Origin of the sequence: Candidatus Minimicrobia sp. QA0096 (assembly GCF_963967315.1) — a bacterium.
Classification (GTDB): domain Bacteria; phylum Patescibacteriota; class Saccharimonadia; order Saccharimonadales; family Saccharimonadaceae; genus Nanosynbacter.
In genome coordinates this window covers 110,117-132,997 of sequence record NZ_OZ017288.1, presented here as the reverse complement: position 1 = coordinate 132,997, position 22,881 = coordinate 110,117, and the positions used below count along the sequence as shown (strand labels likewise).

At 45.0% G+C, this 22,881-nt stretch carries 23 protein-coding genes and 1 other annotated feature; of the genes, 17 read left to right on the top strand and 6 right to left on the bottom strand.

The genetic code is table 11. The features are described 5' to 3' along the window. Window positions 1–185 precede the first annotated feature (185 nt). Window positions 186–872 (top strand): 50S ribosomal protein L1, encoded by a 687-nt coding sequence (gene rplA / locus AACH20_RS00665; RefSeq protein WP_338504274.1) that lies wholly within the window; start codon window positions 186–188, stop codon window positions 870–872. Window positions 873–2,271: 1,399 nt separating this feature from the next. Here the strand turns inward: rplA and AACH20_RS00660 are convergent. Then, entirely contained in the window at window positions 2,272–2,553 is a 282-nt protein-coding gene (locus AACH20_RS00660) for a hypothetical protein (protein WP_338503216.1), read from the bottom strand. Window positions 2,554–2,858: 305 nt separating this feature from the next. Between AACH20_RS00660 and AACH20_RS00655 the strand changes: the two genes are divergently transcribed. From AACH20_RS00655 to recR, 11 genes are all read left to right on the top strand, one after another. Continuing rightward, window positions 2,859–3,185, top strand: a complete 327-nt coding sequence (locus AACH20_RS00655; protein ID WP_338503213.1) for a WhiB family transcriptional regulator — start codon at window positions 2,859–2,861, stop codon at window positions 3,183–3,185. 37 nt (window positions 3,186–3,222) lie between these two features. After that, window positions 3,223–3,360 (top strand) — a sequence feature (ribosomal protein L10 leader region). A gap of 58 nt (window positions 3,361–3,418) precedes the next feature. Continuing rightward, window positions 3,419–3,943, top strand: coding sequence for a 50S ribosomal protein L10 (rplJ, locus tag AACH20_RS00650; protein ID WP_338503211.1), 525 nt, complete (start codon window positions 3,419–3,421; stop codon window positions 3,941–3,943). 65 nt (window positions 3,944–4,008) lie between these two features. Then, on the top strand, window positions 4,009–4,386 hold the full coding sequence (rplL, locus tag AACH20_RS00645; RefSeq protein WP_129632638.1) for a 50S ribosomal protein L7/L12: 378 nt from the start codon (window positions 4,009–4,011) through the stop codon (window positions 4,384–4,386). A 250-nt stretch (window positions 4,387–4,636) separates the two neighbouring features. Beyond that, window positions 4,637–5,152, top strand: coding sequence for a hypothetical protein (locus tag AACH20_RS00640; protein WP_129632640.1), 516 nt, complete (start codon window positions 4,637–4,639; stop codon window positions 5,150–5,152). Between the two features lie 5 nt (window positions 5,153–5,157). After that, window positions 5,158–6,033, top strand: coding sequence for a DUF2797 domain-containing protein (locus tag AACH20_RS00635; RefSeq protein WP_338503207.1), 876 nt, complete (start codon window positions 5,158–5,160; stop codon window positions 6,031–6,033). A 140-nt stretch (window positions 6,034–6,173) separates the two neighbouring features. Beyond that, a complete protein-coding gene (locus AACH20_RS03695) occupies window positions 6,174–6,632 on the top strand; it encodes a DUF2690 domain-containing protein (RefSeq protein ID WP_376787508.1) in 459 nt (152 codons plus the stop codon). 341 nt (window positions 6,633–6,973) lie between these two features. After that, complete coding sequence (gene dnaX / locus AACH20_RS00630) at window positions 6,974–8,422, top strand: DNA polymerase III subunit gamma/tau (protein ID WP_338503205.1); 1,449 nt, start codon at window positions 6,974–6,976, stop codon at window positions 8,420–8,422. Beyond that, the gene (dnaB, locus tag AACH20_RS00625) at window positions 8,422–9,774 is read left to right on the top strand and encodes a replicative DNA helicase (protein ID WP_129635267.1); all 1,353 of its coding nucleotides are present in this window, start codon (window positions 8,422–8,424) and stop codon (window positions 9,772–9,774) included. Before dnaX ends, dnaB begins: the two co-directional genes overlap by 1 nt. Window positions 9,775–9,795: 21 nt before the next feature. Further along, window positions 9,796–11,256 carry an ArnT family glycosyltransferase gene (locus AACH20_RS00620; RefSeq protein WP_338503202.1) on the top strand — a complete coding sequence of 487 codons (1,461 nt, stop codon included), beginning with the start codon at window positions 9,796–9,798 and terminating at the stop codon, window positions 11,254–11,256. A gap of 32 nt (window positions 11,257–11,288) precedes the next feature. Continuing rightward, window positions 11,289–11,579, top strand: a complete 291-nt coding sequence (locus tag AACH20_RS00615; protein WP_129635271.1) for a YbaB/EbfC family nucleoid-associated protein — start codon at window positions 11,289–11,291, stop codon at window positions 11,577–11,579. Between the two features lie 4 nt (window positions 11,580–11,583). Then, a complete protein-coding gene (recR, locus tag AACH20_RS00610; RefSeq protein WP_129632661.1) occupies window positions 11,584–12,201 on the top strand; it encodes a recombination mediator RecR in 618 nt (205 codons plus the stop codon). Window positions 12,202–12,270: 69 nt separating this feature from the next. Here recR and AACH20_RS00605 read toward each other — a convergent pair whose 3' ends face one another. Beyond that, the gene (locus AACH20_RS00605) at window positions 12,271–13,437 is read right to left on the bottom strand and encodes a PKD domain-containing protein (RefSeq protein WP_338503195.1); all 1,167 of its coding nucleotides are present in this window, start codon (window positions 13,435–13,437) and stop codon (window positions 12,271–12,273) included. Window positions 13,438–13,645: 208 nt separating this feature from the next. Here AACH20_RS00605 and AACH20_RS00600 point away from each other — a divergent pair, with 208 nt between their 5' ends. Beyond that, window positions 13,646–14,626, top strand: a complete 981-nt coding sequence (locus AACH20_RS00600; protein WP_338503193.1) for a DHH family phosphoesterase — start codon at window positions 13,646–13,648, stop codon at window positions 14,624–14,626. Window positions 14,627–14,638: 12 nt separating this feature from the next. Here AACH20_RS00600 and AACH20_RS00595 read toward each other — a convergent pair whose 3' ends face one another. Next, window positions 14,639–15,451, bottom strand: a complete 813-nt coding sequence (locus tag AACH20_RS00595) for a hypothetical protein (protein WP_338503190.1) — start codon at window positions 15,449–15,451, stop codon at window positions 14,639–14,641. A gap of 327 nt (window positions 15,452–15,778) precedes the next feature. On the opposite strand from AACH20_RS00595, the gene AACH20_RS00590 reads away from it, so the two are divergent. Continuing rightward, window positions 15,779–16,429 carry a hypothetical protein gene (locus tag AACH20_RS00590; RefSeq protein WP_338503187.1) on the top strand — a complete coding sequence of 217 codons (651 nt, stop codon included), beginning with the start codon at window positions 15,779–15,781 and terminating at the stop codon, window positions 16,427–16,429. A 140-nt stretch (window positions 16,430–16,569) separates the two neighbouring features. Continuing rightward, window positions 16,570–18,003 carry a cysteine--tRNA ligase gene (cysS, locus tag AACH20_RS00585; RefSeq protein WP_338503185.1) on the top strand — a complete coding sequence of 478 codons (1,434 nt, stop codon included), beginning with the start codon at window positions 16,570–16,572 and terminating at the stop codon, window positions 18,001–18,003. A gap of 39 nt (window positions 18,004–18,042) precedes the next feature. Here the strand turns inward: cysS and AACH20_RS00580 are convergent, their stop codons facing one another. From AACH20_RS00580 to AACH20_RS00570, 3 genes are read right to left on the bottom strand one after another with little or no spacing between them, the layout of a single operon-like run. Further along, the gene (locus AACH20_RS00580; RefSeq protein ID WP_338503183.1) at window positions 18,043–19,176 is read right to left on the bottom strand and encodes an AI-2E family transporter; all 1,134 of its coding nucleotides are present in this window, start codon (window positions 19,174–19,176) and stop codon (window positions 18,043–18,045) included. A 2-nt stretch (window positions 19,177–19,178) separates the two neighbouring features. Then, window positions 19,179–20,411 (bottom strand): ABC transporter permease, encoded by a 1,233-nt coding sequence (locus AACH20_RS00575; protein WP_338503181.1) that lies wholly within the window; start codon window positions 20,409–20,411, stop codon window positions 19,179–19,181. Then, window positions 20,404–21,153: an ABC transporter ATP-binding protein gene (locus tag AACH20_RS00570; protein WP_338503179.1), complete on the bottom strand. Its 750-nt coding sequence runs from the start codon at window positions 21,151–21,153 to the stop codon at window positions 20,404–20,406. The genes AACH20_RS00575 and AACH20_RS00570 overlap by 8 nt, the downstream gene beginning before the upstream one ends. 63 nt (window positions 21,154–21,216) lie before the next feature. Here AACH20_RS00570 and AACH20_RS00565 point away from each other — a divergent pair, with 63 nt between their 5' ends. Together AACH20_RS00565 and AACH20_RS00560 are read left to right on the top strand one after the other, a co-directional pair. Next, complete coding sequence (locus AACH20_RS00565; RefSeq protein ID WP_338503177.1) at window positions 21,217–21,885, top strand: response regulator transcription factor; 669 nt, start codon at window positions 21,217–21,219, stop codon at window positions 21,883–21,885. Then, window positions 21,882–22,832 carry a sensor histidine kinase gene (locus AACH20_RS00560; RefSeq protein WP_338503175.1) on the top strand — a complete coding sequence of 317 codons (951 nt, stop codon included), beginning with the start codon at window positions 21,882–21,884 and terminating at the stop codon, window positions 22,830–22,832. The genes AACH20_RS00565 and AACH20_RS00560 overlap by 4 nt, the downstream gene beginning before the upstream one ends. Window positions 22,833–22,881: the final 49 nt, after the last annotated feature.

The following is a 22,881-nucleotide window of genomic DNA, read 5'->3' as shown; positions in this document are numbered from 1 at the left end:
AAGACGTTGTTGCTGAGCGCGAAGCTACTGTCGCTAAATCTGGCAAACGCAGCCAAAAAGCTCTTGACGAAGCCGCTGAAAAAGCAGAGAAGGAAGCTCGCAAGGAAGCTGGCGACACAACTCCTCAATCAGACGACGCCGAAGCTCACGTAAAGAAGGGTCCAAAGCCAGTTACTCGTCCACGCTTGGAGCGCCGCGGTAAGAAATATCAAGAAGCTGCAAAGAACGTTGAAAAGAACAAATTGTACAGCTTAGACGAGGCTTTGAAATTGGCTACAGAAACCAGCCCAGTCAAGTTCGACGCTAGCGTTGAAATCCACATCCGCCTAGGCGTTGACCCACGCCAAGCTGACCAAAACATTCGCTCAACCGTAGCATTGCCACACGGTACAGGTAAGGATGTTCGTGTAGCAGTTTTCGCACCAGAGTCAGAACACGCTGCCGCTAAAAAAGCTGGCGCTGACATCATCGGTGACGAAGAATTCCTAAGCCAATTGGACAAGGAAGAATTGAACTTCGACATTTTAGTCGCAACTCCACAGTACATGCCAAAGCTTGGTAAATACGCACGTTTGCTTGGCCCACGCGGTTTGATGCCAAATCCAAAGTCTGGCACTGTCGCTACTGACGTCGCTAAAGCCGTTTCTGAAGCAAAAGCCGGAAAAGTTGAATATCGCGTTGATAAGCAAGCCATCGTTCACTTGTCAATCGGTAAAGTATCATTCGGAGCTGAAAAATTGTCAGAAAACGCACGCGCATTCTTAACCAGCTTGAACTCCCAAAAGCCATCCAGCTTAAAGGGTGTTTACATTAAGAGCGTTGCAATTGCCACAACTATGGGCCCTGGCATTAAAGTAGAGAACTCTCTGTAACCTTTTATATTTCAGGCAACTAAATCCCGTCGATTCTGGCGGGATTTTTGTGTTACTATTGCATTTTTCATTTTTTATGATAAAATAGTAAAGTCCACCTAGATGCTGATGTTCAGATCTCCTGATTTCCAGCCTAGCTGGATAAGGACCTTAACATCTGTATCTATTATTCACAAGAGAAAGGATGGTGCGAAATGCACCAGCAGCACAACACTCCACTGAGAGTGCCCGTAGCAGCAGCCCTCGTGGCGCTACTCATGGCGTTCCTCTTCGGAGGGGCGTCACGCGCCGACGAGGCGCAGTCGGCAGCCGAGGCCCAGTCCTCGTCTGGTATTGTTGCCGAGGCCCAGTCCTCGTCTGGTATTGTTGCCGAGACCCAGTCGTCTGGTGTTACTGCCACAGTAGCAGATACCAGCAACGAGACTCAGTCTTCGTCTGGCGTCGCTGGCGAGGCTCAGTCGAGCAGCACTGCTAACACTGAACAGTCGTCGTCCGGTAGTAGTGTCGCCACGGCGGCAACCACCGACAGCAACTGTACTCCTCGGCCGATTTCAGCCGAGGAAATTCAGACTAGCCTGAAAACAACTGACGGCTCGCCTGAGTACACCGCCTACGAGGCGGTGGAATTCGCAGTGAACCTGACTCTTGCACAGAATCACTGTGCTGGAGATAGCATCACCGTATCTGTGCCGAGCGAACTTGGCACAGACACGGATTTCACACCGATTCCAATGACAACCCCGGAAGGGGTCATCATTGGGCACGCCACCTACTCTGCCGACCACACTGTGTCGATCAAACTGACCGATGCCGTAGAGGTGCCCGGACGAGTGAACTTCCACGCCTCGGCGTGGTGGCGCGTCCACATGAGTAGTTCTCTTATTCCCGGGGAAACCCGAGAACTGAAGTGGGACGTTGGTGGCACTGTTCGCAGGACGACCATCCGAGTGGGCACCTGCGACGGGTGTTCCCACGTTGGCAAGGACCCCTCTAAATGGGGTTCTGTGGATGACTCTAGGCAGCACGTGACAATCGTGCTGCCCACCGCGACCCAGGACAACCAGCAATTCGTCGTAACGGACATGCTGACCTCCCCGGGTCAGTCGTTCGTCTGTAGCAGCCTGCTCAATGGACGGGTTGGGGTCTATTCCTCGGCCGGCAACTGGGGTCAGCCCCAGTATATCCGGTTTGAGGAAGCCAATGTCGCTAGCTGCTCTAGCGACAAGGCGGTCGTCAAAGTCCAGCTTAATACGGGTGAAAAAGCCCGATTCGAGCTGAACATCGACGTCAGTTCCACAGACCCCGGTCCGTGGACTGACAAGGCAACCATCACGTCTCAGGATAAGTCCTGGGACATGAGTGCCCGGGTTGTTCGACGTGAGTCTGGTGGCGACGCGGGTTACGATACCCGCCCAACGCCGACTCCAACTCCGGCACCCACACCGGAACCGTCGGTAACCCCGACTCCCGTGCCCACGCCGACCCCGTCGACGACTCCTGAACCGAGTCCGTCAGCAACACCGTCGGCACCCACGCCGGAACCGAGCCCGTCGGTGACGCCGACCCCAACTCCAACCCCGGAACCGAGCTCAACACCGTCGGCACCCACGCCGAGCACGACCCCGTCGGTGACACCGACTCCGAGTCCGAGCACGACGCCTACGCCCTCGGCTATCCCCACACCAGCACCCCAGCACAAGAAGCTGGCGATCACTGGTACAAGTGGAGGTGCGATCGCTGGCGCGATTGCGCTAGCTGCCCTCGGAGGCATTGCCCTTTGGGTGCGCCGTCGTCAGACGTCACGCTCGGAGAGGTAACCCATCTCGTCGAGGGGTGTTAGTTTAATCGACTAGCACCCCTCGACAGAACATACAGATACAGAAAAAAGTTAGGAGGTTCTACACCCGCTCTACGGAGCGGGTTTTCTCTTTGATTAGACATAGAAGTCTATTGATTTTATTACGTTATTATTGTAAAATAGTAAATATGTCAGAATTAAGTAACGAGAGTCTACTAGAAGGCGCCGAATGCGCGAAACTAGCCCCCGAAGAAGCTGATCGCTTGTTTTTCCAAATAAACCCAAATACTCCAGACCAAGATCTAAGGGGCGTCAGAAAGACAGAGGTCGCGGAAGCTGCCATAGCTATGTGCCGAAAATGCCCAGTATTAAAACAATGCTTAGAATATGCACTTCGACACCCAGAATTTGCCGAATATGGCGTGTGGGGAGGCGCAACTGTCGCTCAACGCAGAAGAATATTACGATTAGGCGAAAATGCGATAAATAAGGCGATTGAATCGACTGGAAAATAATCACCATAACTCTTGTCTTTCGTTGTCATTTCTGCTACAATGGTCTGGAACATTACCAAAGACAGTGGCGACTTGACGTAAAACAAGTATAAAAATGCCACCGAGGGATGAAACTAACAGTTTTATTTGACGTCTTTGGTAGTGCGAGAATCAAAGACGTTTTTTGATTCTCCATTACCGCACGTTAACAAATTGGCACATAACAAATTAACTCAATCAAAGAAAGGATTTTTATGGCAATTTCACGCAATAAAAAACAAACTTTGGTTGCTGAACTGACAGAGCTATTAAAAGACGCTAAGGGCACGGCTTTTGCTCGATATCAAACCCTTACCGTTGCCGACCTACAAGAACTACGCAAGGCTGCTCGCGAAGCGGACGTCACCATCAAGGTTGTTAAAAACCGATTGGTACGCGTAGCTCTTCAAGGAATCGACACTTACAAAGAAACCGACACCAGCTTATTGGTTGGTCAATTGGTTTACGCTGTAAGTAGTGAAGATGAAGTTATGCCAGCTAAGGTATTGGACACGTTTGCAAAAACACATCCAGCATTACAACTTGCAGGTGGCTTCTCAGGCGAAGGCTTGGCAATTAGCGAAGCTGACGTTAAAGCATTGGCAGGCCTACCAAGCAAAGACCAGCTCGTTGCTCAAGTGGTATCACAATTGCTATCACCAGTACACGACACGGTCAACGCGCTTGGCGGCAATTTGCACGGACTTTTGGACGGCATCGAAGCCAAAGCTGCTGCTTAAGTTTAGCAATCAACACTAGTAACGTTGCATTCATCGCAACAATATAATAATAAAGGAGAATATCAATGGCTGATATTAAGAAATTGGCTGAAGAACTTGTAAAATTGACAGTTCTAGAAGTTAACGAATTGAAAAATCATCTTAAAGAAGAATACGGCATCGAGCCAGCTGCTGCAGCTGTCGCTGTTGCTGGTCCAGCTGCTGGTGGTGACGCCGCTGCTGCTGACGAAAAAACTGAGTTCACAGTTACTTTGAAAGACGCTGGTTCTCAGAAGGTTGCAGTCATCAAGGCTGTTAAAGAAATCACAGGCCTAGGTCTAGGTGAAGCAAAAGCTATCGTTGACGGCGCTCCAGCACCAGTCAAGGAAAAAGTTTCTAAAGACGAAGCTGAAGCTGCAAAGAAAACTTTGGAAGACGCTGGCGCTACTGTCGAGCTTTCATAATTTGTTATATAACGCCAATTTGTTTCGTTTAATCACCGTCCGCCCTGGGCGGTGATTTTTATGTCGCCAATCTTAATATCACGAACCGCACACCATTTTCAAGAGTAAAATTTGCAACACTTTTTCGTCCATATCTTATAGCGCTGTGGAAAATCAGAGAAAATTAGATGACACGACTTGATATAAATGTAGGGATATGCTATATATTAGTTAAGTATTATAAAAAATAGACAAAGGAATTGCGAGAACCATGTCTGAATTACCAGAAAAGCAAATTAAGCGTCTGAGGACACTTATTCAAGAGGCGGAGACCAATTTAGCTGCCGCAAAAGAATTATTGATTAGTATTATTGGCGACGACGGTCAAGTTGTCACACCAAAAACTTCGTCAGATAATGTAGCAGGAAAGATTATCGAAGGCGTATTTGACGGACAAATGATGCTCAGTCCTGACGGTAAAAATTACCCAATCCCAGCCAACTACGCTTCAAAGTCGAAGCTGGTTGAAGGCGACTTGATGAAATTGACAATCGCTGAAGACGGCAGCTTTATTTATAAGCAAATCGGCCCTGTGCCTCGAAAACAAGTCATCGGAACACTTGTCCAGCACGACGGAATTTACTACGTCGAGGCTTCCGGTCGCGAATATCGTATTTTGCTTGCTAGCGTAACTTACTTCCGAATTAACGTCGGCGACCAAGTTACAATCATCATCCCTGAAGACAATCCTGACGCAACTTGGGCTGCTGTCGAAGCTGCATTGTAAATATTATGCTACCGAGCGAGTTCTTGCTCAGTTACGCCAGTTTTAACGCTGATAATAAGCCTTTTATTAAATGTCAAGTTGGTGATAAAATTGAGCGTTATGAATTATTTGGACAAGATTTATCTCTTAAGTTCGATTTTTCTGTTAAATATTGCGCGGGTTGGGTGGATTTTGAGAATCGCTGTAGCCAAATTTGTCCAGATTACGCCACGGTTGATGAAAAGTATGAAAATTGCCTAAAATGCCGCGATAAAACCGGCTTCAATCCAGCATTTTACAATGCCAATTCGGTTTCCGCCCAACAAGAAAAAATCAATCAAAATCCGCACTTTGTTTACTTGGCGTACTTCGCGCCGAACGTCATAAAAGTTGGAATCTCGCAAGAAGAGCGCGGAATTCGGAGATTATTGGAGCAGGGAGCGCGATTAGCCGTAAAATTAGAAACGTTTTCTTCGGCATTGATCGCCAGGCAATACGAGGCGAAAATTTCCAAGCTGGACGGAATAGTTGAAACTCTACCAGTTCACAAAAAGATGGAATTGATAAAACAACCTTTTGACTATGCGATTGGCGAAAGGGAATTGCGACAAAAATTACTTGAAATTGAGCAAAAAATTGGTGTGTCGTTTCCGAAATCCGAGCTAATTCCTTGCGAAGATTATTTTCAAACCGCTGGCGTTGATTTGTCACGTGTTATTTTAATGAAGAATTACAGTCAATTAGTCGGACATGTACGCAGTGTCATCGGCTCAATTGCCGTCACTGATTACGATGGTCAGCTGCTGGCTTACAACATCAAAAAGCTTATTGGCTATCGGGCGCAAAAAGTTGACGGCGTCATTGACATAGAAATACCCAGCACGCAGCTGGCGTTGTTTTAAGAGTAATTTAACCGCGAGGCTTTTGTTAACATTATTACTTTTATTTTAGAAGAGCAGGGGTTGACTTTTTGATAGAACAGAAGTATAATTCTACTCATCCGAGAATAATCTCGGTGTACGTTTCACAATCAGAGGAGTTGATGATGAACAGCAAGAAGCGATTGGCGGCATTTATTGCCATCATTTCTCTCGTGTTCTCAGCGATGACGCTAGCCACCCCACCCGCCGCTCATGCCGTCGGGTGCTACGGAGACTGGTGCTCAGGACAGGACGCAGACGCAACGGGCTGCAGTGCCGATGCCGTCACCACCCAAATCTACAACCACAAGGAATTCTCCTTGCATGTTAGGTGGTCGCCAACCTGCAAGACAAACTGGGCTCGCATTTTCATGCATAGCCCAGGCTGGATCAAGTGCACTCGTAGCGGATATCTGAAAGCTGTCCAGGATACTGGATACACACAACAGGTATACTTCGATGCAATATGCGCGCCAGTCGTCACTGTACGCTATACGCCGATGATCTACTCGCCGGCACATAAAGTGCGTGCAGTGTTCGTGGACCAGAACAACTTCACATATTCAACACCATGGTCGTGAGACCAGTCCCTCGCTCTCTATTCAAGTATAGAGAGCGAGGGTAAAACACAGCAAAGGAGGCTACTAGTGAGCTTAACTACAATATTATTAAATACTTCAATAGTACTGGCACGATACTTGCCATACATCTTGGGAACGGTGACTCTAATTACATCAATATTCATCCTTAAGAAAGAAAAAATTAGCAAGAAGTCTAAGGCTCTGCTGTTAACTTGCATAATTACTGCCATTATCACAATAATAATCGTATTTATGCGATCTCGAATACTCGGAAATCACATTTGTTAACTTCTGTCTCAAGGTATAGTTTGCTATAATTATCTCATGAGGAGCATGAGGGGATGAGTCAGGCGCTATATCGTAAATATCGCAGTCGCAGTTTGGATGAAGTTTTAGGTCAAGATCACGTGACTAGTATTTTACGTCGAGCGTTAGAGCAGGGAAAAATTGCTCATGCGTACTTGTTGACCGGACCGCGTGGCGTGGGAAAAACATCGGTGGCGCGAATTCTGGCGCACGAGATTAACCACTTGCCATATGATGACGATTCTTCAAACTTGGATATTATTGAAATTGACGCAGCCAGCAATAACGGCGTTGACGACATTCGCGCTTTAAGAGAAAAAGCCCAAGTCGCGCCTGTTTCTGCACCGAAAAAAGTTTATATCATCGACGAAGTTCATATGCTGTCAAAATCAGCATTTAACGCGCTATTAAAAACCCTGGAAGAACCGCCAGAGCACGTGGTGTTTATCTTAGCTACAACTGACGCCGACAAACTTCCAGCCACCATTCTTAGCCGTGTCCAGCAATTTTTCTTCCGCCCAATTCCAGTAGAAATTATGACGCGCCAGTTAATGAATATAGCGAAAAAAGAAGGATTTGCAATCGAAGAGGATGCTGCCAGGTTAATCGCTGAACGTTCCCGTGGCGGATTCCGTGACGGCATTAGTACACTTGACCAATTGTCGATTTTAGCAACCCCAAACCAGCCGCTGACAGCGAATATGGTTACCGAATATTTGGGACTGAGCGACGCGACAATGCTCGGCAATTTGCTAGATTCATATACATCCGACGACAATGAGAAAGTCTTAAACATCTTCCAGGAATTAGAAAATAGCGGCGCAAATTCAGTTGTTGTGTCGCATCAGTTATTGTCGATTGCTCGCAATAGATTACGAAAAAATCCGAATCTTATTGGGTTGGTTCAGCAATTGATTGAGGTTGATCGACACCCGCACCCAGACTTGAAATTATTGACGATATTTATGAATAGCAATTCTCAGCAGACAGAAAAGTCAGCCGCGACAAAGAAAGATACAACTCAAGCTGCGCCCCAAAAACCCGCCAAAAAACCAACGCCAATTAAGACCGCAGAGCCAGCAAAACCGACCGAAAAGCCGATTAAAAAAGAAGAAAAACCAGTCGAGCCAGCAAAAAAACCCGCCGAAAAACCAAAGAAAACTGACGCGCCACTAGAGCTAAATTGGGAAAAAGTCATTGAAAGAGCGAAGGAAAAATCCCTCGGACTGGCGTCATTATTACAGAAAAGTCAGTGGTCGTTTGACGGTGAAAAATTGACAATTTACGCAGGTTCCGCGTTTTACAAGAAAAAGCTGGACGACGCAAAAAACAAACCATTGATCTCAGAAATTATCTCAGAAGAAACTGAGATGGATTTGGAAATTGATATAATTGGAGAGAAGAAGCCACCAGAGGACGAAAAATTGGCGGAAATTGCAGAATTAATGGGTGGCGGCGAAGAAGTTAAGCTGGAGGATATTTAATGGCAGATAAAAGCGAAGAAGTAAAAGGGAAGATACCGCCACAAAATTTGGACGCGGAAAAGAGTTTGCTTGGGGCGGTTTTAATTGACGAGGAAGTTTTGGCGGACGCCGCAGAAATTACTCACCCTAGCGATTTTTACGACAAGAATCACGGATTGATTTTTGCCGGAATGATGCGGCTATTTGAAAAACACAAGCCCGTCGACCTTCTGACCTTAACCGACGAATTGAAGCGAAAGGATGAGCTGGAATTGGTTGGCGGATCGGCATACCTGACAGAACTAACAAACTACGTTCCAACGGCGGCGCACGCATCGGCTTACGCGGAGATGATTGCACAAGCAGCAGTTCGCAGGCGTCTGATAAAAGCGAGTGGCGATATTTCTGAACTTGGCTATGACGAATCGACGACCACGCAGGAATTATTAGAGAAGGCCGAAGCTGAACTTTTCAGCGTGTCCGACCAATCGACCAAGCAAGATTTGGTCAGTCTGGAAAGTATTCTGACGGATAGCTTTGATCGAATTGAAGAGCTCAGCAAAAATAAAGGATCTCTCAGAGGAGTCCGCACTGGATATCGCGATCTGGACAATATGACCGCTGGTTTGCAAAAATCAGATTTGATCATTCTGGCAGCTCGTCCAGCCATGGGTAAGACGACGCTGGTGACAAATCTGGCTTATAATGTGGCAACGATTGAGAAAAATCCTGTCCTATTCTTCAGTCTAGAGATGAGTAAGGAACAGCTGGTCGACCGTATGTTGGCGGATGCGTCGGGAGTTGACAGCTGGAACATTCGCACCGGAAATCTGAGCGATGAAGATTTTGCTAAGTTGTCTGAGGCTATGGGAGAAATGGCTGAGGCGCCAATTTATATCGATGACACTCCAGGATTATCAGTTTTGGAAATGCGCACGAAAGCTCGAAGAATTGCTCATGAAAACCAATTAGGATTAATCATCGTCGACTATTTACAGCTTATGCAGGCTAATGGAAACCACAACGGAAACCGCGTTCAGGAAGTTTCGGAAATTTCACGCGGACTGAAGCTTATTGCTCGCGAATTGAATGTGCCGCTAATCGCCCTGAGTCAGTTGAGCCGTTCTGTTGAATCACGTACGCCACCAATTCCACAACTAGCCGACCTGCGTGAATCCGGTTCCATTGAGCAGGACGCCGACATCGTGAGCTTTATTTATCGCCCTGGATATTACGAACCCGACAATCCGGAAGTTCAGAATATTACTGACCTCATTATCGCCAAGCATCGTAACGGCCCAGTCGGTAAAGTTCAGTTATACTTCCACCCAGAGCGCCTACGCTTTATGAGTCTGGATCGCAAGCATGAATAGAATTGTGTTATAATCATACCAATGAAAAAGCAAAAAGTTACCGATATATTCCTTTACCGATGGCGCTACGTTTTCGGCTATACGTTGCTAGCGTTACTTTACGTCGGAGCAATTATAATCTCTGCACTGCACATACCAGGTGGATTGTCGCAAGCAGAAATCGACATGGTCAATACAACGAATCACTTGAATTTCAGCATAGAGGGAATTGCCATCACAAACTTACCATTCCATCTTCTTCAATTGCTATTCTTCAAACTGTTCGGCGTCAGCTTATTAACAATTAAAGCACCTGCCGTAATCCTTTCAATCGCCAGTTCTGTCGCTATTTTCTTCCTCTTAAAACGCTGGTTTAAGCCGTCAACAACGATTCTATCGCTATTAATCATGGCAACGACTGGTCAATTTTTATTCATCGGTCAAAGCGCAACTGTTGGCATTTTATACATCTTTTACACCGCGCTAACTTTGCTTTTCGCTACATTGATTCTCCAGAAAGCCCAGAACGCCCCCATTTGGCGAATCAGCTTAGCCATCACCACGGCACTCAGCCTCTTCACTCCGTATTTTTGGTATATCAATCTGGGGCTTCTGATTATCGCCTTTCTGCATCCGCATCCACGCTATTTCCTTATCTCCCGGAAACATCGCAAGTCTTGGATCATACCGTCCGCCATTTTATTCGCGATTGGTTGTGCGATTAGTTTTCTTTGCTATAAATCCCACGCGCTATTTTACAATCTCATCGGTATCAACGGCCTAAGTTTTGACATCGTTGCAAACCTCAGGACTTTATATTACACATACATCCGCATTTTCCCATCAGTTGTAGGGAACCAAATCACGCCAATTATGGACATCAACGCAATGGTGTTAATCGGGCTAGGGCTATTCCGCAGCTTCCAAAAAATCTCCAGCGCCCGCTCGTTTATGATTTGGTCGTGGCTAATCTTAGCATTGGCGCTACTCATCTTTCAGCCAAGCCTCACCCCGATAATCATCATCCCGCTATTTATTCTCTTGGCGGTCGGATTGGAATCTCTAATGAATATGTGGTACGGACTTTTCCCGCGCAATCCATACGCTCGCGGCACAGGACTGGTTTTTATATCAATGCTAATTATCGTTATGGTGATGGGTGGCAGCTTCCGTTATATTGACGGTTATCGTTATTTCCCGGAAGCAGTTTCACGCTTTAATAAAGATTTATCTCTACTCCGTAAAAATACCGCGCCGACCGATTCATTCTCGTTATTGGTTAGTAAAGAAGAATCACCGATTTACGAAGCGCTTAAAAAACACAACTATCACCAGATATCAATTATCCACACAGCGCCAGCAAACGTCGGACAGACTTTATATGTTAGCCACAGCGTAAAGTCTCAAATTCCGCAGACTTACTCTGGGCACTTGTCGTCAGTAATTGTCAATGACCATAAAGACGGCGACCGATTCTATATCTACACATCCGACCGCAAATAGGGTATAATTGTAAGTGTTAAATAAGGAGGAATATGGCGTTTGATCAGGTAAAAATGCTGCAACAATTACGCAAAGCACAGAAACAATTAGGCAAAGAAATCATCGAAGTTGAGGCTGGCGATGGCGCTGTGATCGTGCAAATCACTGGCGAGTTAAAGATTAAGTCTGTAAAGATTGACCCAGAAATGGTCGACTTGGAGAATATCGAAGAGTTGGAACACTGGATCGAAATCGCAGTTCGCGACGGTATGACAAAGGCTCAGGAAGTCGCTGCTGAAACTATGAAGCCATTGATGGGCGGCTTGGGCAACTTGCCATTCTAAAGCCATGTCAATCGACATTTTACCAAAAGCTCTAACTGCTTTAATTGATGATTTTGGTAATCTACCTGGAGTTGGACCGCGTACGGCTGAAAGATATGCCTACGCGGTTTTACGCCGCAATCCCAAATCCGCAAAGCAATTAGCGCATTCATTAGACCGATTACACGACCGCGTAAAAACCTGCCCGAAGACATTTGCGTTGATCGACTCAGATGACGATGTGTCGCCTTTATACGCAGATTCGAACAGGAATAAGAAAGTCGTTTGTGTAGTCGAGGAGCCGCTAGACATTGTCGCTATAGAAAGAACAGGGCAGTTCCTGGGCACATACCACGTGCTGGGCGGCGTTATCTCACCAATTGACAATATTGGACCAGAGCAATTGCATATCCCAGAACTAATTGAGCGTATAAAAACAGACGACGTTCAAGAGATTATCATCGCTACGAACGCTTCAGTAGAAGGCGAATCAACAGCACTGTTTTTGCAAAGATATATCCAAGAGGCTGGGCTGAATACGACCATCACACGCTTGGCTAGGGGTATTCCAGTCGGCGTTGACCTTGAGTACGCAGACCAAATTACGCTAACTCACGCACTAGAAGGTCGAAAACAGTTATAAACTCAACAGCTTCATCACCAATAAAAATACCCGCCATCTCGGCGGGTATTTCGTTGCTAGCTTGACCTATTACATTTGGCGGCGGCTAGCGATGTAAGCGATAGTAGCTGTAGTTAGTCCACCTAGGCCTAGTGCTGACATGATCGCGTCACTTGCACCAGTCTTTGGCAATTCTGGGCTAGGTGTTGGTGTTGAAGGAGTGTTTGGTGTAGGAGTTTCCTGACACTTGCTTAAGTCAGTTGTGTACTTTGACTCGTTGTACTCTTCCTTCTTGATTTCACGAATCTCTTTTTTCTCGATTACGCAGATTTTAATCTTAGCAGGCGCTTCTTTACAATCGTTTGGATTCTTTGAATGCTTACTCTTGTCGAATTCTGATTCCTTAATTTCTGTTGGATATTTCTTAGTATTAAGGTCGCAAACGATCATTTTTGGCTCTGGCTTAACCGTAACAGTTTTTTGACAGTTAGGGTTTTGCCTCTTAACTTCACCAGTTTCTTTACCGTTTACAGTAATAGTAACTGTGTAGTTGCCTTCTTTTGCGTAAGTGTATTGAATTTCTGATGAGTTAGTTGTCTTGATGTTGTTGTCACCGAAGTTGTATGTGTAGCTGGTGATAGATGCGCCACCCTTGGCAGTTGCTTTAACGCTGAATTTGAAGGTGTTACGAGAAATTTCAGTTACTTGCAAAGCGTCACATGTTAGAGCAGGCTTTACTGGAGGTGTTGTTGGGTTACCCCAAACTGGGTTACCACAGTCTTTAATCACACCAGTGATAAATGAGCCGTTATTGTCAAACCATGCGTAAATATTGTAGCTCTTAGGTCCGTCAACGAAGCTCTGACCAGTTGTATATTGGTAGTAAGTATATCCGTTTGAGGTCTTGTAGCTACGTTGTGGCTGAGGCTGACGAGTACCAGCTTTAGACTGTACGGTTATAGCGTTTGTAGCTACAACACGACCGTCAACTGTAATGTTGCCGTTTGCGTCAACTACACCTTCACGCATGTTTGAGCCACCTTGAACCATAGTCTCGGTAACGTACCACTCTTTGTATAGTTCTTTAATTTCTGTACGGCTGTATGCTGTTTGCAATTCTGACATAGAATGTGTACCACAGTATACAACGTTAAAACTGTTACAGCCGGCAGCCTGTGAAGGTGATGCCAACCAGATTCCACCGAGCATAGCGAATCCCAAAGAGATAGCAATGCCGATTTTCTTAAATTTGTTCATAAAAACTCCTCTTTTCCAGCCCTATCTTCAGGCTTTATGTCCTCATACTAGCACAATCTTTATATTTTGTCAATAATAATTTATAAAAATGTTTATGTTTTTTCGATTGTGCAGTACTTTTAATAGTCCATCACATATTATACCACTTATGTAATTAAAAACAATGTATATTATATTAGAGTAAAAATCATTTGTTATAATAAATAATATGCTAGATACAGCTAAACAATTCATTCAATCCGCAAACAATATAGTTATTATTCAAGCCGAAAATCCCGACGGCGACAGCCTGGGTTCAAGCTTGGCGCTAGAAGAAGTCTTAAGCGACCTAGGAAAGACTGTTACTTTATATTGTCCAGTAGACATACCGAAATATCTTCATTATATTCGCGGTTGGGATCGAGTGCAGAACGACTTTCCGTTTCAAGCCGACGCCGCGATAATTGTCGATACAAGCGCGGACGTGCTCCTCAGTAAGGTATTAGAAACTCCTGGAGCGCGACATTTCTTAGAAACACACCCAACTCTAGTTATCGATCATCACACAGCCGAATCGACACTTAGCTTTGATCATATTATGTTATCAGAAACCGTCGTGGCGACCGGGGAATTATTGTATAAACTGTTCAAGCATTCCGACTGGAAGATAAATCCTCAGGCGGCCGAAGATTTATTGATAGCCATTATGAGCGATAGCCTGGGGCTTACTACGCAAAACACCACGGCTCAGACTTTCCATACGGCGGGAGAACTTACAGAACTGGGCGCTTCCAACGCGGAAATTGAAGAGCGACGACGCGAATTTATGAAAAAATCGCCAGAAATTTTGGCGTACAAGGGAAAATTGATCGAGCGAATCGAATATTTATTAGACGGACAACTGGCGCTGGTGCATGTGCCATTTGAAGAAATCCAAGCCTACAGCGACGCCTATAACCCCGGTGCGTTGATTGGCGACGAACTGCGGCTGGTTGAAGGCGTGGCACTTAGTTGCGTTATTAAAACTTACCCTGACGGCAAATTGACTGCGCGCTTACGGGGTAATTTACCAATCGCCGACACCGTGGCTGGATATTTTGGCGGTGGCGGTCATCCGTACGCGGCAGGATTCCGTGTATATGAAAGCTATGATGAAATCGTCCGAGAATTAGTCACGGCAACGGATCAGGCTCTACAAACAGAATATTAATCCACTACGCTATCAATATATATTTCTCAGGCCTGCTCTATCTAGTTGATTTATCAGATCATCATTTACATCAAATGCATTTTCAGACTGTAGAGGTCCGTTAACTTTTCTTCGCACCTTTTCTACTCGGTCCGATACGCTAGGGCAGATAAACCTTACTCCTTGATCGCGTTTCAGATAGTCCTGAAGTACCTTACCTACAGCATAGGCTCGCAACTCAAAACAAAGAATCTCTTTACTATCATTAGAACATACTTCCAAAACTGGATTCGTGACACAATCATGAGCATGAGATGTCTCGTGTGCTAATGTAGCAATATTAATACACATCAATGCATTACGAGCCACACTAACAATAGGGCGAAGATATACTCTTGAATTGCCCATATTGTAGATGCTATTACTACAAAAACCGCCAACATCTGTTCTTTCTATTTTTGTGGGCGGATAATTATCTAAGGCGCGATACATATCATCAATACACATTCTGGCAGAACTTTCACTGGCAAAAGTATCGCTTATTCTATCTTTTTGCACTGGCATAGGAGATATCTGCCTTCCAGAAACAACAAACTTATCGCTACTAACAAGCGGTATTATATTTTTATCTGGCCAGTCTGAGTCAGGATAGCTATCACCCAAATCTTCACCTTCAATATATTCCATAGGCTCCAGCATTTGAGCCGTGTTATATAAATTTAGCGCCAACTGTCCTAAGTCGTTAATTACGCAAGGTTTTTCCAAAGCAGTGATTAGCCCCTCTTTCATGCGCTTCAAAGAGTCCAGTGAAAGGGGCCTGTCATATCCAGATACAGGCGGATGCATAAAATACGCTTCTCCCATAAGTTCTCTATTATGTGTTAAATAGTCTATTCTGTCAAACATAAGGGCTTATCTGGCGACATAGCTACGATGTCTTAGACCCTGACAGGACTAGGTTAGAGTTGACTTTTTAATATAAGTGTGATATAAATGACACCAGCTTTTGTTGACAAGTCAAGTAAATCTTTGTCCGAAAGCGTACTTTGACAGACAGTTATATACAAGGTGAGTTTTTATTCCTTTTATAAAAAGCAGAGAAGAGGCGTGAAATCTCACCTTGTGGCAAAACGTCACTTAACCGCCCAGGGGTGAGAAGACAGGAAAGGGATTATGTCCCGACAGAAAGATGATGTCGCGCTGGCTTGGGAGTTTTCTTTCAAAGAGAGCGACATTAAGCTCTTCTTGAAACTGGAGAGTTCCATCAATGAAATCGGACGCACGCTTCGGGAATCTGGTAAAATTCCAGACTCGAAGAGGGAAGACCTCACTGCCAGCATGACTGAAGGATACCTCTCAATCATGTCTGTTCTGTACGACATCTTGACGTCGTCGCTTGACGTCAAGAATCACTCTGTTCGCAGAGTAGTGAGTGCTTCGCGTTCAACGGAGGAAAAGATCGTTGATGTATTTGTTGCAGCGGGAGCTGCAGCTAAGACTCAACCCTGGCGGGCTTGGGAGGTTATGTCAACATACAACGAGCTCGTACTGCATCACAGCAGAATGATGAAGCGTCTAAACGGCGCAGTCATCTCTGTCCTGAGAAAGGCGGTGCACGCCTTGGAAGAACACAGGAAGAGTGTACCAAATCTCGGAGACTATCTCGTAGAGATCGCTGTACCTGCACTGCAGGTGGAGGAGAATGTCCATATCTTGATCGACGATTCTGACACTCTTCAGTTGAGGGAGTACCAAATCTCCCAGCTGCACAATCTGCTCGGAAGGGTTAAGACCCTTCTAGAGTGGAAACGTCCTCAGGACTAACCTTCTCCCAGGAGAAATGGCAGGCGGCGTTTTGTAATAATACTGTCTGTCATTTCTTCCTTGAAATTATTAAGTCCCAACTGGGGCTGTTTTTTATACCAATTTTGAAAAACCAGCCAGAGTGCCGTACAATAGAACTAATGATAAAACTCTATAACACGCTCACTAGACGAAAAGACAAACTGACGCCGCTTGACAGAGAAACGGTCAGATTTTACACCTGTGGTCTAACGGTTTATTCGCAACCGCACATCGGCAACTGGGTTGGCTATATTTACTGGGACGTGTTAGTACGATTGTTACGCTGGCAAGATATTCCCGTTATTCGAACGCAAAACATCACCGACGTTGGACATTTGACCAGTGATGACGATAACGGCGAGGACAAAATGGAAAAAGGTGCGCGTCGTGAAGGGAAGACTGCCTGGGATGTGGCGGAAAGATATATTTCCATAGCCAATCACGAGGCTTACGACGTGCTGAAATTGATAAAACCAGATTACTTGGTGCGGGCGACGGATTATATTCAGCAGCAGATTGACTTCGCAAAAGGACTGGACGAAAAAGGATTTTTATATAAAATCGACGGCGACGGCATGTATTTTGACACGTCGCTTTTGAAGGATTACGGGAAATTGGCGCGGCTGGACATAGCGGGACTGGAGGCTGGCGCCAGAGTAAGCGTTGAAGGAAAGCGCAATATTACCGACTTCGCCGTATGGAAGTTTTCACCAAAAGACGCCAAGCGCGATATGGAATGGGATAGTCCGTGGGGAGTCGGTTTTCCTGGCTGGCATCTGGAATGTTCGACAATTGCCCGTGAAACACTTGGAGATTCTATTGATATTCACGCGGGTGGGATTGATCATATTCCAGTTCATCACACGAATGAAATTGCCCAGAGCGAAAGTCTGACTGGAAAACAATTTTCTCAGATTTGGCTACATAATAATCACATAAAAGTTGACGGCCGAAAGATGAGCAAATCACTGGGTAATATTATTACGCTGGAAGATATTATTTCGCGAGGGTTTAGTCCGATGGCGTTTAAGCTGGCGATTCTCAGTAAGCATTATCAAACGGAAGGGAATTTTACCTGGGAAATCCTGGAAGCAGCGCAGGCACGATTGAATCATTGGCGGGATTACGCGGTTCTGAGACATCAAACTCACGACACACTGGAAGATGACGACGATAAGGACGAGCAGGACGATTCAGTTTCGTTATTAGCGGGACGTCAGGCATTGGTCGAGAAATTGAACGATGATTTGGATACTCCAGGCGCACTGGCGTTGATTGATGAAGTATTTTCAAAGTTGGATCATACGCCGCTGGATAAAATTCATCGACAGAGTTTAGTACAGTTTATTGATGAGATTGACGAGATTTTAGGGCTGGATTTGGCTGAGTCTACGCCTGATATTACTGACGATTTGAAGAGGTTGATTATCCAGCGACGTCAAGCACGCGCAGAGAAAAATTGGGAAGAATCCGACAGAATTCGCGATGAACTTCTTCAGGCTGGCGTTGCCGTTCGTGATACGCCAAGCGGCAGCATTTGGACACGGAAATAGCCCGCTAGATTCAACGGGCTATATTTTATTTCGTGCTAATTAATCTTCGTTTTTCAATTTCTTAACTAATTTATTAAGAGGTTTTTCGCTTTCAACGCGGTTAGACTTGGCTTGCTCCAAGTAATTGTCCAGCAAAACCTTCACGACGCCAGCGGCTGGAATAGCAACCAAACCGCCCAATAGACCACCAACATACAAACCAATTGTCACCGCGACCAAGACAGTCAGAGCCGACAACTCAACCTTCTTTGATTGGATAGAAGGAGAGACAAAGTTATTCTCAATCTGTTGGTAAATCACGAAATAAATTGCGTAAATAACGCCAGCTGTCATGTTATTGAAGAATAGCAGTAGTGATATCAACGCGCCAGCAATCGTTGCGCCAAACATCGGAATTAGCGTCAACACAAACGTTGCCATAACGGTGAGCATTGCCAAATTGGAATTTATGACAGGGAATGTCAAACTCAGCACAAACACCACGAAACCTGATAATATCGCATCGATTCCAGAAACCGTCAATTGTCCAGAAACATAACCCGTGACCACGTTATACATTCGGCCAACCAGCTTCTTATGACGCTCCATTTTTTCTTCGTCGTTATACAATCCCCACAAACGCTTCACCCAAGTTGGACCCTCGAGGAGCATCAGGAATGACAGCACCAGCACCAAGAATAGCGAGCCCAAGAATGACGCCAAAGAGCCAACACTGGATAATAAATTCGTGCCGACGCTCGTCGCCCAAGACGAAGATTGCTGCTTGATGTTTTCCATCATCGAATCGACCTGCGGGCGCAAATTGTTCTTATCAATGAAATCATTAACGCCACGCCACTGTGAGCTTGCTTGGTCGATTATACTCGGAATGCTCTCGACGAATTTGGCGGATTGTTGGACAATTGGCGGAATAACAAACCAGACCACACAACCCAAAAGCAAAACCAGCGTCGTATATGCCAGTGCCGTGCCGCCCAATCGACTTTTTCCAGGAAGCTTCCTAGCAATTGCTGCAACTGGACGATTTAGCGCCAGCGCCAAGAACAGAGAAATTCCCAATAAAACCAGAGCATCCTTTGCGGAATAAATTGCCAGACCAGCCAGACCAAATCCCATAACGACCAGCCAAAATCGCACAAATGTTTTCGTGTCTATCTCTATACGTACTTTCATACCTAAACTTTACCAGCTTTTCGGCGTGTTCGCAACGCCGACAGAGATAATTTACTATCATAAGACATCGCGCCGTAGCGGAAAACGCGCACGGATAGCCACATAACAAACACCGCTGTAGCGACCAAAATTGCCGTACCGAGCAAAGCTTCCCAAATCGGCAAATTGCCTATTGCGTTTCGTAACAACAATGGAATCGGTGCGGTGAATGGAAATAGCGATAAGAACTTAACGAAGAAATAATCAGGGAAGGAAACGAACGCCGTGATTCCGTAAAATGGACCAATGAATAGCATAATCACAATTCCGAACCACTGGCTGGCTTCTTTGGCGGTCGGCATCATCGCGCCCAAAGTCACCAACATTCCCGTAAATAAAGTGAAGCTGGCGGAGAAAATTATGATCGCCAGACCAATTCTCACAGGATCAAACACGAGCGTACTCAAGTCCAGATTAGGCAATTGCAGCTTCGAGCCAAACGCCAAATAGCCCGCCAAAACCGGCAAAACAATCACCAAAATCTGAATCAAAGCCAACACCATCAAAGACAGAATTTTACCCGTAATCAAAGTGTCAGTTTTAACGGTCGTGAGTAACATTTCAACTGTGCGATTTTCTTTTTCCTCGGTGGTGCTAATGAGCATTTGATTGCCAAAAATACTGATGAGAATGAACAAAATAGCCAAAAACATTCCCGGCACGATCATCTCATTAATGCCGCCGTGCTCTTTTCCGTCCAGATATGTAGTTGATGACAATTGGACTTTGTCGCGTAAAATCGCAACTTGTGCTGGATTAACGTCACTTGCTACTGATTGACTCAATAAACTCTGTGCCACCGCGCCGTATTTTCCGTTTTGGAATAACCCAACATCTTTACCGTAAACTTCGACCTTTTGCTTGCTCAAATCTTTTGGAAAATAAACATACGCATCAACCTTATTATTTTTTACGTCGTCAATTCCAGATTCTTTCGACTTGGCGGTTTTGGCTTTAATTGCCGCCAGTAATTCTGGCTTCACTAACTTCGAATCGTCCGTGACTTCCAGTGAAAATTCTTGCTTTTCCAGATTTTTTGACGCTTCAATAGTCGTGCTTTGCGACCAAAACATAATGCCATACAGCACGCCAATCAACAAGGGGAATCCCAAGGCCGTCAACCAAAACGTCGGTTTCTTCAGTGTTCTAAGCGTTTCAAATTTGAAAACCGTCCCCAAATTATGCATTTTACTCATCACTCAACTCCTTCGCTTCGCCACCGTAAACTTGGACAAAAATGTCGTCCATTGACGCGCCGCCAAATTGTTTTTTTACTTCTTCCAATGTTCCGTATGCCGCCGCTTGACCGTCTTTCAATAAAATCAAGCGATCGCACAATCTTTCAACTTCCTCCATCTGGTGTGTAACGTAAATAATTGTCGCGCCAGCTTTTCGCTGTTCCTCAATTATGTTCATCAACAAACGACGATTCACTGGATCAAAACCTTTGGCTGGCTCGTCCATAATCAGCAGTTCTGGATCACCCATAATCGTTACGCCAAGCTGAATTTTCTGTTGCTGTCCGCCAGATAATTTATCAAGTTGTACATTAGCCTTGTCGCTCAAATTGACGCGCTCCAAAAACTTCATAGAAAAATCCTTAGCTTCTTTGCGACTCAGACCTTTCAATTGACCAAAGTAAAGCATCACGTCTAAGACTTTTTCTTTTTTATACAAGCCGCGTTCCTCCGGAAGATATCCGAGGCGAATCTGACTTTCCACCGAATATGGCTTGCCGTTTATCAATAAATCGCCCGCAGTCGGCTGATATAGTCCCAATAATGCACGCAACGTCGTAGTTTTTCCCGAACCATTACTTCCCAAAAAACCAAAAACTTCGCCGCGAAAAACATCAAAACTCAGGTCTTTAATAACAGTTTTATCGCCGAAACTCATCTTAAAATGACGAATCTCAACCATTTTTTTATTATCTGGCATACGCCTCCTTTTCTTTAAATAAAATTATAACACTTAGCGTGGGAAAAAAGATATAATATAAATATGCGACTGCTAGTAATTGAGGACGAACGAAAAATTGCGAGGGTCATAACCGAATCTTTGAAGCGCGAAAAATACGCGGCTGATGCGGCGTACGACGGAGAAGAGGGCTTTAATTTGGCAGATAGTCAGCCGTATGATTTGTTGATTGTTGATCGAATGCTGCCGGAATTAGAGGGCACGGAGATTGTTAAAAAATTGCGCGAAAACGGGAAAAATATGCCAATTCTGTTTCTGACGGCACTGAGTACGACCGAAGATAAAACGCTCGGGCTGGACGTGGGAGCCGATGATTATTTGACTAAGCCTTTTGCAATTGATGAATTGTTGGCGCGCGTGCGAGCTTTGCTTCGTCGTCCACCGATTAGCCAGCCAGACATTCTGCAAATTGACGATTTGACAATTGACAAGCAACAACAGACGGTAACTCGCGCAGGAAAAATTATCGACCTCACAAGCAAAGAATATGCGCTGCTGGAATATTTGATGCAGCATCCGAATCAGATTCTCAGTAAAGAAACACTGATTGATCACGTTTGGGATTTTGACGCTGATATTTTACCGAATAATGTCGAGGCATACATAAAAAATCTACGCCAAAAAATCGACAAACCGTTCAAAAAACAATTGATAAAAACCGTGCGCGGCTTCGGCTATAAGATTGAATCATGAAAATTTTTACTTCAGCAACAATTAAGTTGGCAGGCTGGTATTTGATGATTTTGATGATCGTTAGTTTACTGTTTAGTAGTATTATTTTTCAGGTGGCGCGCTCGGAAGTTGATGCGCAAATTCATAAAATTATCGTTCAAAGGGAGGGTGATTTTCCTGCAATTAATTTGTCAGAGAGAATAGATAATTCAACTCGAAATCTTTTGATTAGTTTGGGCTATATAAATCTTATCGTTCTGCTCGCTGGCGGTTGGTGCTCGTATTTATTGGCAAAAATTACTTTGCGACCGATAGAAACCGCCCACAAAGCTCAATCGCGATTTGTTGCTAATGCCAGCCATCAGCTCCGAACACCTTTGGCAATCATGAAAGCAGAGACTGAGTTTGCGTTAAAAAATTGGAAAGCGAACAAGGCAGAACTTACAGAAACTCTGGAAAGTAATCTGGAAGAGATCAACAAACTGACGGAGCTTACAGCGATGCTTCTGGAGTTATCGCGGACGGAAAATAAGTTGGCACTGGAAGATAAAAATTTCAATTTGACGGAATTGATATCCGAACTCGTCCGCGAACGGAAAGCCGAAGCGCGAGTTAAAATGAATTGCCCAGAACACATAAATATTCCGCTTCATCACACCGCCACGCGAGAATTGTGCGCAATTTTACTCGACAATTCATTGAAACATAGCCCGAAAAATTCTGTGGTAAAAATTTGCATTATCCCATCAAAACAAAACATCACTGTCAACTTCATCAACGACGGCACAATTTCACAGCAAACCTTACCACACGTTTTTGAGCGATTTTTCCGCGGCAACCAACAGACGAAAGGCTATGGATTAGGGTTGCCATTAGCGGAACAATTGACAAGAGCACTGGACGGACAAATCTCTGTTACTACATCAAAAAACTCAACCATTTTCACAATTTCCTTGCCAATTCTGTAAATTTTCAGCTATTTTTCAGAATTAGATGTTGTAATAGGATTGTTGATTG

What these genes read in the sequence shown, in the direction of transcription:
- AACH20_RS00595 (WP_338503190.1), bottom strand. Translation starts at nt 15,451, where the DNA reads ATGCATCCGCCTGTATCTGGATATGACAGGCCCCTTTCACTGGACTCT.
- dnaB (WP_129635267.1), top strand. Translation starts at nt 8,422, where the DNA reads ATGGCAGATAAAAGCGAAGAAGTAAAAGGGAAGATACCGCCACAAAAT.
- AACH20_RS00565 (WP_338503177.1), top strand. Translation starts at nt 21,217, where the DNA reads ATGCGACTGCTAGTAATTGAGGACGAACGAAAAATTGCGAGGGTCATA.
- AACH20_RS00605 (WP_338503195.1), bottom strand. Translation starts at nt 13,437, where the DNA reads ATGAACAAATTTAAGAAAATCGGCATTGCTATCTCTTTGGGATTCGCT.
- AACH20_RS00640 (WP_129632640.1), top strand. Translation starts at nt 4,637, where the DNA reads ATGTCTGAATTACCAGAAAAGCAAATTAAGCGTCTGAGGACACTTATT.
- AACH20_RS00575 (WP_338503181.1), bottom strand. Translation starts at nt 20,411, where the DNA reads ATGAGTAAAATGCATAATTTGGGGACGGTTTTCAAATTTGAAACGCTT.
- AACH20_RS00590 (WP_338503187.1), top strand. Translation starts at nt 15,779, where the DNA reads ATGTCCCGACAGAAAGATGATGTCGCGCTGGCTTGGGAGTTTTCTTTC.
- AACH20_RS00615 (WP_129635271.1), top strand. Translation starts at nt 11,289, where the DNA reads ATGGCGTTTGATCAGGTAAAAATGCTGCAACAATTACGCAAAGCACAG.
- cysS (WP_338503185.1), top strand. Translation starts at nt 16,570, where the DNA reads ATGATAAAACTCTATAACACGCTCACTAGACGAAAAGACAAACTGACG.
- AACH20_RS00635 (WP_338503207.1), top strand. Translation starts at nt 5,158, where the DNA reads ATGCTACCGAGCGAGTTCTTGCTCAGTTACGCCAGTTTTAACGCTGAT.
- AACH20_RS00620 (WP_338503202.1), top strand. Translation starts at nt 9,796, where the DNA reads ATGAAAAAGCAAAAAGTTACCGATATATTCCTTTACCGATGGCGCTAC.
- recR (WP_129632661.1), top strand. Translation starts at nt 11,584, where the DNA reads ATGTCAATCGACATTTTACCAAAAGCTCTAACTGCTTTAATTGATGAT.
- AACH20_RS00580 (WP_338503183.1), bottom strand. Translation starts at nt 19,176, where the DNA reads ATGAAAGTACGTATAGAGATAGACACGAAAACATTTGTGCGATTTTGG.
- AACH20_RS00600 (WP_338503193.1), top strand. Translation starts at nt 13,646, where the DNA reads ATGCTAGATACAGCTAAACAATTCATTCAATCCGCAAACAATATAGTT.
- AACH20_RS00655 (WP_338503213.1), top strand. Translation starts at nt 2,859, where the DNA reads ATGTCAGAATTAAGTAACGAGAGTCTACTAGAAGGCGCCGAATGCGCG.
- AACH20_RS00560 (WP_338503175.1), top strand. Translation starts at nt 21,882, where the DNA reads ATGAAAATTTTTACTTCAGCAACAATTAAGTTGGCAGGCTGGTATTTG.
- AACH20_RS00570 (WP_338503179.1), bottom strand. Translation starts at nt 21,153, where the DNA reads ATGCCAGATAATAAAAAAATGGTTGAGATTCGTCATTTTAAGATGAGT.
- dnaX (WP_338503205.1), top strand. Translation starts at nt 6,974, where the DNA reads ATGAGTCAGGCGCTATATCGTAAATATCGCAGTCGCAGTTTGGATGAA.
- AACH20_RS03695 (WP_376787508.1), top strand. Translation starts at nt 6,174, where the DNA reads ATGATGAACAGCAAGAAGCGATTGGCGGCATTTATTGCCATCATTTCT.
- rplL (WP_129632638.1), top strand. Translation starts at nt 4,009, where the DNA reads ATGGCTGATATTAAGAAATTGGCTGAAGAACTTGTAAAATTGACAGTT.
- rplJ (WP_338503211.1), top strand. Translation starts at nt 3,419, where the DNA reads ATGGCAATTTCACGCAATAAAAAACAAACTTTGGTTGCTGAACTGACA.